This window comes from Acinetobacter sp. Ac_5812 (genome assembly GCF_013072695.1).
Lineage (GTDB): Bacteria > Pseudomonadota > Gammaproteobacteria > Pseudomonadales > Moraxellaceae > Acinetobacter.
This window is the reverse complement of record NZ_LXUK01000001.1, coordinates 70,594-84,670: the sequence shown is the minus strand read 5'-3', so window position 1 is coordinate 84,670 and position 14,077 is coordinate 70,594. Positions and strand designations below refer to the sequence as shown.

Genomic DNA, 14,077 nt, shown 5'->3' with positions numbered 1-14,077 from the left:
GAAAAGAGTGGGGATGATATGAAATTGATACGGTACGTAACCTTTAATTAAAACTTATGCAGAAAAAGAAGAGAAATAAAAAGCCAAAAATGCCTAAAAGAATGAAGTAATCTTGTCTGCGTATATTTGCGAATCGTATGACGGATAAATAGATTGAGCCTAAAAAGATAGATGAGAAAATTAAGATGCAAGGGAGTGGCTGATTAAAGAGCAATAGCGTATTGCCAAATAAAATAAAAATGATGCTGCTACTGATCCAGTAGAGTAAGGCAAATAGAAATTTCTTGAGTGCTAATTGACTGATAGATTGATCTAAACGAGGTAAGACAACTGCCAAAATAATCAGTGCAATCATTCCACCCAAAATCGAAATGATCATAAAAAATAGGCCACTCATATCGGGTTTGGTTCGAATGAATGGAAATCGTGTATAGCTTGCCCAACCGATCAAGACTAAAGCGACATGTATAGCTGCAAGGATGATATCGATACGATAATAATTTTTAGATTGAGTCATTTTTATTAATCAGCAATGTTCATAAAAAAACCTGCTATTACTAGCAGGTTTTTTGAATGGCTTCAAATTTCAGCTTTAACCCTGCAATACACTTACATCTGCAATTGCTGTGAATAAATCACGTAATTGAGCGAGTAAACGTAAACGGTTGGCTTTTAATTCAGCATCATCTGCCATCACCATTACACCTTCAAAGAAGGCATCGATTGGTGCACGAAGCGCAGCAAGCTTAGACAATGCTTCGGTATAATTACGCGCAGCAAGCAAAGGCTGAACCACAGGCGTGAGGGCAGACAATTCTGCATAAAGTGCTTTTTCAGCAGCTTCTACCAGATTGGCTTCAACCACAGCACCTTCAGGAGTCGCTTCTTTAGCAAGAATATTGGCAACACGTTTATTGGCTGCGGCCAAGGCAGCTGCTTCTGGTAAGGTACGGAAATGGTTGACCGCAGTGACACGCTTGTCAAAATCAAGTGGAGATTTTGGAGCAAGTGCTTGAACTGCTTGAATCACATCAACCGCAACGCCTTGGTCTTCATATTTGGCACGGTAACGACCTTCAAGGAATGCAACTGCATCCGTACGGGTTTTATCGTGATCTTTAATGATGTCGCCATAACCTTGTAAGGCAAAATTCACTAATTCTTCGATGGTCACATCAAGTTCATTTTCGATGATTAAACGCAAGATACCGATTGCAGAACGACGTAATGCAAATGGGTCTTTAGAACCTGTTGGTGCTTGACCAATACCGAAGATACCGACCAATGTGTCTAAACGGTCCGCAAGTGCAATGGTTGTACCTGTCTTGGTTTGCGGTAATACATCACCAGCAAATTTCGGTAAATACTGCTCACCTAAAGCTTCGGCAACTTCATTATTTTCACCTTCAAGGCGTGCATAGTAAGTCCCTGCAATCCCTTGAAGTTCTGGGAATTCACCCACCAGTTCAGAGGTTAAGTCACATTTCGCAAGTAACGCAGCTTTCTCAGCATCAGCAACATTGGCACCGGTAATTGGAGACAAGGCCACAGCCAATTTCGCAATACGTTCTGATTTATCCCACAGCGTACCCAATTGTGCTTGGAATACCATGTTGGCTAATTTTTCTTTACGAGATGCAAGCGGTTGCTTTTGGTCTTGTAAGAAGAAGAATTCCGCATCAGACAAACGAGGACGTACAACTTTCTCATTCCCTTCAATAATTTGAATCGGATCTTTCGACTCAATATTTGAAATGGTAATGAAGTAAGGCTGTAATTTACCTTCGGCATTGATTAAGCAGAAATACTTTTGGTTATCCTGCATAGTGGTAATCAAGGCTTCTTGAGGAACGGCTAAATAACGCTCTTCGAAAGTTGCACGTAGAGCAACAGGCCATTCAACCAGACTTGTCACTTCATCAAGCAAGTCTGCTGGCACAATGGCAGTCGCATTGACTTCATCTGCCAAAGTTTTGACTTGTGCTTGAATCGTCGCTTGACGCTTTTCGAAGTTCGCAACCACATAGGCTTGTTCTAACGTTGCCAAGTAGTCATTTGCATGTGCCAAAGTCACGGCTTCAGGTGCATGGAAACGATGACCATAAGTCACATTACTTGCTTTGTGATCTTGAATGGTTGCTTCAACCACTTGATCATCTTTCAGCAATACCACCCATTTTACTGGACGTACGAATTCAGTACGGCTTGCCGCTGAACGCATACGTTTTGCGATAGGTAAGTTATCCAATGCTGTCTGTAAAATTTGCGGTAATAAAACATCAAGGCTTTGACCTTTGACATCTTTTAGGAAGCATACTTTCTCAACTTTACCGGCTTGGAAAGTTGAAAGCTGGTCAACCGTAATGCCTTGACCGCGCATAAAACCTTCAAGTGCTTTAGTTGCATTACCTTCAGCATCATAAGCCGCTTGTACAGCAGGACCATCAAAACGTTTTTGCGTATCTGCTTGAGCAGCATCAATATCAACAATTTTCAATGCTAAACGACGTGGTGCAGCATAGGCTTCGATCGCAGCGAAGTTTAAGCCTGCATCTTTTAAGCCTTTTTCAGTTTCTACTTTGAGTGCATCACGCAAAGTCTTTAAGCTTTTGGGTGGAAGTTCTTCACAGCCAAGTTCGAATAAAACTGTATGTTGAGTCATTATTTATTCTCCTTCGCTTTTTCAGCTTGGGCTGCTTCTGCTTCAACTTGTGCTTTCAGTTGAGCCAATACTTCATCACGCAAATGTGGTTCCGCCATCGGGAAACCAAGTTTGGCACGGGCAGCCACATAACTTTGTGCAATTGAACGCGCCAAAGTACGAACACGTAAAATATAACGTTGACGTTCAGTCACCGAAATCGCACCACGTGCATCCAACAAGTTAAAGCAATGAGAGGCTTTGATGACTTGCTCATAAGCAGGAAGTGGTAGTTCAGCTTCGATTAAACGTGAGGCTTCTGCTTCATAGAAGTCAAACAATTCAAACATTTTATCGACTGGTGCGTATTCGAAGTTATAGGTTGATTGCTCAACTTCGTTTTGATGGAATACATCACCATAGGTTACGGTACCGAATTGACCTTTGGTCCAAACCAGATCGTAAACCGAGTCTACACCTTGCAGGTACATCGCCAGACGTTCTAGGCCGTAAGTGATTTCACCTGTGACTGGATAGCATTCAATACCACCAACTTGCTGGAAGTAAGTGAACTGAGTCACTTCCATACCATTCAACCAAACTTCCCAACCTAAGCCCCATGCGCCAAGTGTTGGAGATTCCCAGTTGTCTTCGACGAAACGGATGTCGTGTGTGAGCGTATCAATACCGATTGCTTTTAATGAATCGAGATAAAGCTGCTGGATATTGTCTGGGTTTGGTTTAAGTACCACTTGGAACTGATAGTAGTGTTGTAAACGGTTCGGATTCTCCCCATAACGACCGTCTTTTGGACGACGTGATGGTTGAACATAAGCCGCGTTCCAAGTTTCTGGCCCCAATGCACGTAAGAAGGTTGCGGTGTGGAAAGTACCTGCGCCCATTTCCATATCATATGGTTGTAATACGACGCAGCCTTGCTCCGCCCAATAGTTTTGTAGGGCAAGAATTAAGCCCTGAAAGGTATCAATATGCGATATAGCACGACTCATGGTGCATCCACTGGAATCAAACAAAAATTGTGCTTAAGTATAAGGATTTTGTAGAGGAGTGGCAAAGGCTAGTTGGGGAATTTCAGCTTTGAAAATGTCTGAGCTTTATGGGTGCTTCTCAGTAATAAAATCCAGTTGGTGATGGCAAAGGTGAGAGAGAAGCAACAGAAAATCAGAAAAAATCTAAATGAGATGATATTGATTTGAGCTGTGTTTAAAATAATGATCAAGCTCGGGACAATAACAGTAAATAAAAGGGCATAAGCTATAATCGAAAAGAAATACAGCACTTGGTATTTTCGTAGCAACAGCTGTACAAAATAGCTTGGAAGAAAAACCAGAATGAAATAGATCAAAGCAATGTACAGGACAAGCAAGAACATCTCATAGCATACTTTGAATATTTCTATGGAAAAGTAATGATCAGGTGCAAAAAAAGCCACCAATATAAGATAGATGGGAATACAGGCATAGAAGGGTGTTTGGATCAAACAGCGCCAAATTTGTACTTTACTGACAATCAGTTTCTGAGTGAATGGTTGCGCAAGTTTTTGAAGTATGGTGTTCATGGTATTTTAATCTTTATTTATTTCAATTGCTTATATTTAAGCTGTAGGGTTAATCAAGCTATTGCATTGAATTATCTTAATTTTTGATCATAACAAATCCTCGGCCCACAACTATACGTCAGCTCATGACGTATTGCATCTCGCATGCGCTTAATTTCACAACTTTGAAATGTTAATTTTTAAACGATATTCTCTGTTTTCTTCAGGTCGTTTGAAATGTCTGATCGCATTCGTGAAAAGCTGCAAATTTTAGCGGACGCTGCCAAATATGATGTGTCCTGTTCCTCTAGTGGCAGTGACCGTAAAAATAAAGACAAAGGTCTAGGTGATGCCAGTCGGGCAGGGATTTGTCATAGCTATACCGAAGATGGACGCTGTGTTTCTTTGCTGAAAATCCTGTTCAGCAATGTCTGCATTTTTGATTGTGCCTATTGTGTGTCACGTCGTTCCAATGATGTCAAACGGGCGGCATTTACGGTACAGGAAGTGGTTGACCTGACCATTAATTTCTATCGCCGTAACTATATCGAAGGGCTATTTCTCAGTTCTGGTATTTTCAAGTCAGCCGACCATACCATGGAACGTATGCTGCAAGTGGTGAAGAAACTCCGCCTAGAAGAAAACTTTAATGGCTATATTCATCTTAAAACCATTCCAGGTGCTTCCCCTGAATTGATTCATGAAGCGGGTCTGTATGCCGATCGGATGAGTATTAATCTGGAAATGCCAACCGAGGTCGGTTTAAAAGCCTTTGCACCTGAAAAATCACATCAAGAAGTACAAAAAGATTTGGGGCTGGTTCGTGATCGCTTGATTCAACTTAAAGATGAACGCCAAATTATCAAGCATGTGCCGAAATATGTCCCCGCAGGGCAGACCACACAGATGGTGGTGGGCGCACATCAGGAAACCGATCAGGATGTGCTGTTTATGGCAGATCGGCATTACAAAGAGTTTAAATTAAAGCGAGTCTATTTCTCAGGCTATATCCCGATTAATACCGAGAATAATTACCTACCTGCGGTGGGTTCTGCACCGCCTTTGCTACGCGAAAATCGACTGTATCAGAGCGATTGGTTGATGCGTTTTTATGGCTTTCAGGTTAATGAAATCGTGAATGAACGATTCCCACATTTGGATTTGGACGTTGACCCAAAACTCAGTTGGGCATTGCGGCATCCTGAACAGTTTCCGGTGGATTTAAATCGAGCTGATTACCTTATGATTTTACGCGTGCCGGGTATCGGGGTGAAATCAGCTAAGAAAATTGTACAGTCGCGTCGTTTTGGCAAAATTCATGTCGATTTATTAAAGCAGTTGGGTGTGGCCTATTCACGTGCACAATATTTTATTCGTTGTGAAGACAGTCCTCGCTTTCAGAAAGAACTTTCTGCTGGTTTTATCCGTCAGCAGATTTTAACCCAAGGCTCATCCAAATATATCAAGCCGCTTTCACCTCAGTTGAGTTTAGGTTTTTAGTGATGTCAAACGAGCAACTGAGCTATTATTTTGATGGTTCAATGGCAGGCTTGTTGAGCTGCGTATTTCGTGCCTTTCAGTTTAAAGAGTTTCAGGTTCAGCTAAGTTTAATAGATCAGACACAGCATGGACTATTCTCAGATGTGATTGATGTGCCAAATCATGAGCCACATGCCCAACGGGTATGGTCTGCTTTACAACAAAAACTGTCTAAAGCAGCATTAAAGCAGATTTATTTTGCTTCTCTATCTGAGTCACTTGATGCCTACCAGCATCTCTTTAATTACTGTATTTATGTGTTTCAACAGCAGCATTCTATAGAAAAAGATTATTTACATCCGAGTGTGCTGGCCATTTCGCAATGGACCAAAAAAGTAGGGCGTGAAAAGCATCGGATGGAAGCTTTTGTGCGTTTTAAGAAGACTACAGATGGACTGTTTTTAAGTTTGGTCCGACCCGATTTTAATGTTCTGCCTTTGATTCAGCCGCATTTTAGACGCCGTTATCAGGATCAGCGCTGGCTGATTTATGATGAACAACGCAAATATGGACTCTACTATGATTTGCATGATGTTCATGAGGTGGGTATGGATGCAAATGAAATCGATCGCAATATTCAAAATGGCGGCAGCCAAAGCTTCCAGTTGCAGCTTGATGGGCAGGAAGTTTTATACGATCAGCTTTGGAAAGATTATTTTAATAGTATCAATATTAAAGCACGTCAAAATATCAAATTACATGTGCAATATTTGCCGAAACGCTATTGGCGTTATCTGAATGAAAAATATGTTTGAGGCTGTTTCTGTTTTTTGAAAAATGGAGGCCATTGTGACCAATATTCGTAGAAGATAGGAGCATAAAAATCAGTATGGGCGTGATTTTTTGATTATGATTAAAAAATATGAGAACAACAAAAGAGCAGATCAATGACTAAATTAATGTTCACAGTTGTATTGCTTGCAATGACGTGTTTGAGTGCTCATGCTTTTGCCAAAGCACAGGATAAAACCATAGATCCTTATAGCCAATGTGTTGACGAAACCATTCAAGAGCTAAAATTGGGTAACATCAACAATGCAGTGGTGGAAATCTGTAGTACCAGAACAAAAGCACGCTACACCAAGCAAATCGTACAATTACTGGATCAAATTAAAATTCAGAGCAAGGAATATAAGCAACCAGAACGATATAACGACATTATGAAATCGCAGCAACTCTGGAAAAATTTTGTGGATCAAGAGTGCCGTAATGCAGGTGCTTATATCGGTTCACCGATGTATGAATTTTGTCCGATGCAAAAATATGCAGAGCGATTGGAACAGCTAAAAGAATATTTAAATTAATGAGATTTAGGTTGAGCTACTTTCGTTATGATTTAAAACTGTAATTTAAATACACCTTAAGTCGGAGTAGGCGTATACTGCTGCATCGAGTAAAACCACGCGAATCCAGCAAGGTGCATTGTGAGCTTGACCCAATCAGACTGGCTAAATTTTCTAAAACCGAATTATAAAGTCCTACCTTTAAAAGAGAGGATGCTCTCTGGTCTCGGGGCTTTATGTGGTTTGGCGATTTCCTCCTTGATTAGCTGGTATGTCCTAGGTGGCATGAATGCGTGGTATATCGCGCCGATGGGGGCATCTTCGGTGCTGCTATTTGCAGTACCCAACAGTCCGTTGGCGCAACCTTGGAATGTGATTGTGGGTAATACGCTGGCAGGATGTATTGGCGTCGCCTGTACACAATATCTGCCTGATCTGACCAGTGCTTTTAGTGTTGCTGTTGGATTGGCAATTTTTGTGATGATGACCACAGACTCCTTGCATCCACCGAGTGGAGCAGTCGCGATTACCGCAGTTCTAGGAGGTGAAGCTGTACACCGCTTAGGTTTTCATTTCATCTTGTATCCAGTCCTGCTGAATTCGATTTTATTGCTTGTGTTTGCAGTGTTTTTTAATCGTCTGATTGGCCGTCATTATCCGATTACGGCACATGTAAATGAGCGTTCTAAAGACCCGACACCGACTCAGAAAGTCTCAATTCAACCGAAAGATATTGAATATGCTTTAGAGCATCACACTGAGCTATTAGATATTAGTCAGTACGATTTAGAAAAAATTATTTTAGAAGCACAATCGCATGCCAACGAGCGCTTGATTAACTCATTCGTTTGTCAGGATATTATGAGCCGAGATGTGATTAAACTGCATGAGCATGATGATATTCATCAGGCCTTAGATAAGTTTAAAGCGGTGAATTTAATGAGTTTGCCAGTCGTGAATGCGGAAGAGCATTTGGTCGGGACTTTGGCCTTATATGAAGTGGTAGAGTGGTTCAAGGGCGCAGCAGATCCGCGTAATTCGTGGCAGCACTATGTGCGACAAATCATGAGTCATAAAGTCGTGACGGTGAGTCCCACACAGCCGATTCAGGATTTGGTACCTTACTTTGTAGAAAAGTCGTTTAACTATATCCCCGTGGTTGAAGAACAGCGCTTGATTGGGATTATCAGCCGTGCAGATATGATTGCAGCTCTGCAACAACAGCTGAATCGACAGATCTAAATTTAGTTAAAAAAAAGCTACGGTTGGATTAGGGGTAATTTCAACCGTAGCGACCAAAAAGGTAACCGAAAATTAACGTTTTATGCCTTGGTCTTCATACACTGTTTTTACAGGCTGTGAATAACTTTGTACGTGATCAACACGCGCTTGCTGCTGTTTCGGAATGACCAGCCATAAAATCAGATACACCAAAATACCTGGGAAGGCTGCACTCATGAGTGAGATCACAACAAAGATCAGACGTAATAAATTTGCGTTCCAACCAAATCGTTCCGCAATACCGCCCATTACACCAGCGATCATGCTTTGTTGGTTTGAGCGATATAAACCAGAGTTGGCCATCGAGTTTGTCTCCTTAAATTCATGAAACAACAGTGAAAATAATAAATAGTGTCAGTTTGAGCTGCTGTTAATTAAGAAATAGGGGCGAACTGCTCTTTTTAAAGTTTAAACAGATGGGAGATTAGTTAAGTTGTGTAAATCATTGATGGAAAAACCGACAGCATCGCCTAAAATGCACCGAATTAAAGCATCCTGCTTTGTCAATTTACTATTTCAGTCCTATCGCATTGGCTATTACCCTTTTGGGGAATAGACGAACATTGAAATGATCCCTATATTTTCCGAAGTTTAGGACCCGTTCATGAAAAGCACGCGATAACGATGTTGATGTTAGAGATTTAGGATATGCAGTTCAGGTTATTCTTACAGCATGTTAGTGTAGGACTTCTATTGATTTTGGGTTTGAGTGCTTGTGATAGCCATCATCCAGAACCAGTAAAGCAACAAGCCCAGACGCAACCGAGTGGTGAAACGAGCGAAGTGTTTGCAGATGAACAAGAAGAACAGCTTGCATCTGACGCGCAAGGGCTATCGCTGACCCAAGTGGCTGGTCAAGCAACATTGCCGTATTCTGCGGACCGTAAACATAATTTGAGTAAGCCTTCCGAAGCCGATTTGGTGTATGCGGGTCGTTATCATGCACGTATCCCTTGTAGCGATGCATTTGCGGGCTGTGTCAATAATGAAAAAGAAGCGGAATATATTCTGAATTTAATGGATGATGGCTCTGTGTTCTGGACCAATACCAGTTTTAGCCGCCTTGGCTCAGATCCGTCACGTAATATTGCCAAGATTGAGCAGACCTGTAAGCAAGTCCAATGGCATGTGCATAAAGAGCTGAATGAAATTATGATTCGCTGTGATGCTGCCGATGTTAACTTGTATTATCAAGTGAGTCAGAATCAAGACTTGGTGATGGATCTGGATAAGATTTGGAATGGCGATAATGGGCGGAATCGTAAGTTCTTTAAAGAGTATCCATTCCCAGAACACGCCTATGTATTTAAGAAAGTTGATTAAATAATCCGTATTCAAAATAAAAAAGAGCGCATTTAGCGCTCTTTTTTATTGCAGTTCCGATTAGTAATCGAAGCTGAAGTGTTCAGGTGCAAGTGAAGTCAAAGTACGAGAGGTTGATACCATAGATTCTGCATGACCTTGTGCACGTGGCAATAGACGGTCGAAGTAGAAATCTGCAACTTTGATTTTTGCTTTATAGAATTCAGGTGTTTCGATTCCGTCACCCGCTTCTAATTTCTCAGATGCAATCACGGCTTGTTGTGCCCAGAAATAAGCCATCATCACATAGCCAGAGAACATCAAGAAATCAACCGAAGCTGAAGAAACGATGTCACGGTCTTTGCGTGCAGCAAGCATGATACGGACAGTTAGGGTATTCCATTGTGCGCAAAGCTTAGTTAAGTCCCAAGCGAAACGACGAAGGTACTTGTTACGTGCATGTGCAGCACAGAACTTCAAGATTTCAGCAGTATAGTCACGAACCACTTTACCTTTTGAACTTAATAAAACTTTACGGCCAATTAAGTCAAGTGCTTGAATACCTGTGGTACCTTCGTACAAGGTTGAGATACGCGCATCACGTGCGATTTGTTCCATACCCCATTCACGGATATAGCCATGACCGCCGTATACTTGCATACCGTGGTTGGCAGCTTCTAAGCCAAGTTCAGTCAAGAAACCTTTCAGAATTGGGGTATAGAAACCGAGTTTGTCATCATAAGCTTCATACGCTGCTTGATCGCCATTGACCAATGCATCTGTCATTTTGTCTGCAAGTTTTGCAGCATGATAGATCATCGAACGACCGCCTTCAGCAATCGCTTTTTGCGTCAATAACATACGGCGAACGTCAGCGTGGTGAATGATCGCATCACCTACACGCTCAGGCTCTTTCTTACCAGAAAGGGCACGCATAGACATACGGTCTTTTGCATATGGTAAAGCACCTTGGAATGAAAGTTCAGCGTGCGCAATACCTTGAACTGCTGTACCGATACGGGCAGTGTTCATAAAGGTAAACATTGCATGTAAACCTTTGTTGATTTCACCGATGAGGTAACCAGTGGCATTGTCAAAGTTAAGCACTGCAGTTGCAGAGGCTTTGATCCCCATCTTGTGTTCGATTGAACCACAAGAAACAGTATTACGTTCACCTACACCACCATCCTCAGTCGGGATGAACTTAGGTACGATGAATAGCGAAATACCACGTGTACCTGCTGGTGCATCAGGAAGACGCGCAAGTACGATGTGAATAATGTTATCTGTTAAATCGTGCTCACCTGCAGAGATGAAGATTTTAGTACCAGAGATTTTGTATGTGCCATCAGCAGCAGGTTCTGCTTTAGTCTTAACTTGACCTAAGTCTGTACCACATTGTGGTTCAGTTAAACACATCGTGCCTGACCAAGTCCCTTCAACTAGTTTAGGCATATAGGTATTTTTTTGCTCATCTGTACCAAACTGCATGATTGTGTTCATACAGCCAGTACTTAAACCTGGATACATGGTGAATGACCAGTTAGCCGTCCCCATCATCTCAGATTTGATTAGATTTAAAGACATTGGTAAGCCTTGACCACCAAATTCTTCTGGATAAGAAAGACCTTGCCAACCACCCATGACGAATTGGTCATAAGCTTCTTTAAAACCTTTTGGTGTAGTGACTTCGCCGTTGTTAAAGGTACAACCTTCTTCATCACCTGATTGATTGAGCGGAGAAAGTACGTTTTCGCAATAATCTGCTGCACCTTCAAGAATCATATCAACTGTTTCAGCATCCGCATTTTGACCACTTGTCAAAGTTTGGTAATGTGCTGGATAATCTAACATTTCGTTCATTAAGAAACGAATATCACGGAGCGGGGCTTTATAAGCTGGCATAATCTTAATCCTGTATTTGAATCATTTTGGATTATCTGTTTCGATACTTTGATTATTCACAATGGTGATAAAAATACATTGATAATCACTAGGGAAAAGAATGTCAGAAAAGCGAATTTCCTTGAAGATTAGTTCTTAGAAAAACCACATTTCTGTTGGTGTCAAAACGGATATGAAATGTGAAAATTACTCAATTTTAGAATTGAAAATATAATGATATAAAGGTGTTTGGTAAAGCTATGCGTCTAAAATATTTAACTTTATGCTTAATGGGTTTGAGTCTTTCTGCATGTTCACAACATGTCATTAAAACCAATACGGCTTCGACCAATCTGGAACAGAAAGCCATCAATAGTATCAACGCGATGTATGAATATCCGAGCTATGATTACCGCGGAAAATTTAATATTCATGTTGAACCGAGTCAACAGCATAGCAATGCAACAGCAGAAAATGCGGTTCTAGATACGGCATTGAAACAAAAAGTAGATCAATATTTACGTGATCAGAAGGTCAATTTAAACTCCAAACAAAAACAAGCGTTGTATGTGGCCTTGGCACAAGAGCAAAAAAGCTCAGTACAAACCAAAGTTGATAAGTTTACCCAAATCATGGCCAATGTCTTAAATGACATGCAGTTTGAATATGATGGCTCGGTGCATTATCGTCAGAAAATGGGTTCATTTAACCTGACGGCACGTTATGAAAAGCCAACTTTGCTGGTACAAGCTAAAATACCGATGGTCGTTGATCTGAATAATTATAAGTTTTATATCAACTATTTTGCTTTGATGCCGTATTTGGTCAATAAAGACAGTCAGAACAATCTGGCCTATTTAGACTTTTCTAAATATCAGGATATGTTCAAGCAAGTGGATTACAAGAAATTTGCTGAATATGTGAAAGCTTCTGGTGCAGTTTATTATCGCCTTGCAGATCAGAAAAATATCCAATCTTTGTCCGTCTCTTCGGCTGATCAAGCTGCAGGCGTAGTCGAGAAAATTCGGTTAAAAAGCTCAATTGAAGAACTGATTTTACAAGCCAATTTGTATAGCAAAGTCAATGAAAAATATTTCATGCAAAGCGTTCTCAACATTAAAGAAGAGAATCTTGAGAAACTGATTGCCAATGAAGTTGATGCTGCAAGTAAATCAGGAAAAGCCGCTTCATTGTTGGATAAGAAAGATTCGGCTGATGATGCCACTGTGGTCAGCCAAGAACTGTATCGGTTGGTGAATCAGCATTTTGGTGTTGAAGATGCCGAAGAAGATTATGCTGATGAGAGCGCAGATGCAGCGGAAGATGCAACACAAGCAGCGCAGAGAGCCTATGCTGAGGCTGCTGCGGATAGTACGGTCGATGCCACTGTCGCTGAAGATGAACAGGCCAGTTTAACTGAGGAGCAATGTACAGCCCTGCAAAATACGCAAAAAACCACATATGGCGATGCACAGTATTGCCAAAGTATGTATGACATTGATGTCTTTGGTGAGCAGAAAGCAGAACCTGGTTTCTTGAGTTATATCACTAAATTACAATCGGTCGAAAAGCAGTTTACGGCATATGATCAAAATCAATTTATTGATGATCAGGCATTTAAGGCACTTTGGATCAAGCACCAAGCGGATATTGAAAAAGCTTTGCCACCAGTTGAAAAACGAAATCCATTTGTTATGGATGTCGGTTTGGATGCCCAAGGTCGTGCGGTTAAATTAGACTATGATTTGAACTATGGTTTATCTGAATTGAAGTCACGTTTTAGTGTCAAAGCCGATATGTTGATTTCAAATTATGGCAAAGCCACCCCAATTGATCAGGCACAATTAAAACGCGCGAAGAGTTGGTCAGAAGCAAGTAAAGGCTCGATGTTGGAACAAGCAGTGAATAGCTTCTCTGAGAAATTAGGTCAAGCAGGGGTTCAAGAACGTTCAGCAGAACCATATACTATGACTTTGGAAGATCAACTGAAAGTAATTGCGGAACAACGCTATGATGCAACGCATGCCTATGATCAAACCTATAAAGCAGTATTCATTGCGAAATTGACCGAAAGCGCACCACAAATTGTACAGCGTTCTTCAAGCCAAGAGCTGCAAGAAATTGCCACTGTATATGCATACTGGTATGCCAATGAAGAGGTTTATAATCCAAAAGGGAAAGCGCTACAAAGCATTGAAGCTTTACAGAAGAAGCATCATCTTGAAAATGAAGATCAGTTTGATGACAAATTGGGTCAAGCAGTGAATCGTATTGTATTGGATGCGATGCGTGGTGATACAGATCGTCAAGCGTGGAAAAAGCTAAAAGCGCAATATAAGCAGCCACAGCAGTTATTTGCCAAACAATATCAAATCCAGTTCGAACAAGAGAATGGTGCTTCAAGTGAGGAAAAAGTCTTACTTGGACAAACTGCTAATATCTTAGGGCAAGTGTATGTGGATGCCCGTAAGAATAAATTATCTGAAAAGTCGATTCAGTCTTTAAAAATCGAGCATAACGAATTTATTGATTATGAGATTTTCAAAGAGGTTTATCAGAAGATGCTGACCGTTAAATAATTTCTTTATC

General features: G+C 41.0%; 11 protein-coding genes. 6 read left to right on the top strand and 5 right to left on the bottom strand.

The genetic code is table 11. The annotated features are described in order from the left end of the window. Positions 1-43: 43 nt before the first annotated feature. The 3 genes from A7P55_RS00465 to glyQ form a co-directional block, all read right to left on the bottom strand. Positions 44-517 carry a hypothetical protein gene (locus tag A7P55_RS00465; protein ID WP_171550685.1) on the bottom strand — a complete coding sequence of 158 codons (474 nt, stop codon included), beginning with the start codon at positions 515-517 and terminating at the stop codon, positions 44-46. A gap of 75 nt (positions 518-592) precedes the next feature. Beyond that, the gene (gene glyS / locus A7P55_RS00460; protein ID WP_171550684.1) at positions 593-2,662 is read right to left on the bottom strand and encodes a glycine--tRNA ligase subunit beta; all 2,070 of its coding nucleotides are present in this window, start codon (positions 2,660-2,662) and stop codon (positions 593-595) included. After that, entirely contained in the window at positions 2,662-3,651 is a 990-nt protein-coding gene (gene glyQ / locus A7P55_RS00455; RefSeq protein ID WP_004775941.1) for a glycine--tRNA ligase subunit alpha, read from the bottom strand. Before glyQ ends, glyS begins: the two co-directional genes overlap by 1 nt. Positions 3,652-4,436: 785 nt before the next feature. Here glyQ and A7P55_RS00450 point away from each other — a divergent pair. The 4 genes from A7P55_RS00450 (at position 4,437) to A7P55_RS00435 (ending at position 8,263) form a co-directional block, all read left to right on the top strand. Further along, positions 4,437-5,699 (top strand): putative DNA modification/repair radical SAM protein, encoded by a 1,263-nt coding sequence (locus A7P55_RS00450; RefSeq protein ID WP_171550683.1) that lies wholly within the window; start codon positions 4,437-4,439, stop codon positions 5,697-5,699. A gap of 2 nt (positions 5,700-5,701) precedes the next feature. Further along, on the top strand, positions 5,702-6,493 hold the full coding sequence (locus A7P55_RS00445) for a TIGR03915 family putative DNA repair protein (protein WP_171550682.1): 792 nt from the start codon (positions 5,702-5,704) through the stop codon (positions 6,491-6,493). 132 nt (positions 6,494-6,625) lie between these two features. Further along, positions 6,626-7,042, top strand: a complete 417-nt coding sequence (locus A7P55_RS00440) for a lysozyme inhibitor LprI family protein (protein ID WP_171550681.1) — start codon at positions 6,626-6,628, stop codon at positions 7,040-7,042. 120 nt (positions 7,043-7,162) lie between these two features. After that, positions 7,163-8,263, top strand: a complete 1,101-nt coding sequence (locus A7P55_RS00435) for an HPP family protein (RefSeq protein ID WP_171550680.1) — start codon at positions 7,163-7,165, stop codon at positions 8,261-8,263. 72 nt (positions 8,264-8,335) lie between these two features. Here A7P55_RS00435 and A7P55_RS00430 read toward each other — a convergent pair whose 3' ends face one another. After that, positions 8,336-8,605, bottom strand: coding sequence for a PspC domain-containing protein (locus A7P55_RS00430; protein WP_171550679.1), 270 nt, complete (start codon positions 8,603-8,605; stop codon positions 8,336-8,338). A 345-nt stretch (positions 8,606-8,950) separates the two neighbouring features. Here A7P55_RS00430 and A7P55_RS00425 point away from each other — a divergent pair, with 345 nt between their 5' ends. Next, a complete protein-coding gene (locus tag A7P55_RS00425; RefSeq protein WP_171550678.1) occupies positions 8,951-9,625 on the top strand; it encodes a hypothetical protein in 675 nt (224 codons plus the stop codon). A 60-nt stretch (positions 9,626-9,685) separates the two neighbouring features. On the opposite strand, the gene A7P55_RS00420 is transcribed toward A7P55_RS00425, so the two are convergent. Continuing rightward, positions 9,686-11,509, bottom strand: coding sequence for an acyl-CoA dehydrogenase C-terminal domain-containing protein (locus tag A7P55_RS00420; RefSeq protein ID WP_171550677.1), 1,824 nt, complete (start codon positions 11,507-11,509; stop codon positions 9,686-9,688). 239 nt (positions 11,510-11,748) lie between these two features. Here A7P55_RS00420 and A7P55_RS00415 point away from each other — a divergent pair, with 239 nt between their 5' ends. Beyond that, positions 11,749-14,067 (top strand): hypothetical protein, encoded by a 2,319-nt coding sequence (locus tag A7P55_RS00415; protein ID WP_171550676.1) that lies wholly within the window; start codon positions 11,749-11,751, stop codon positions 14,065-14,067. Positions 14,068-14,077 lie beyond the last annotated feature (10 nt).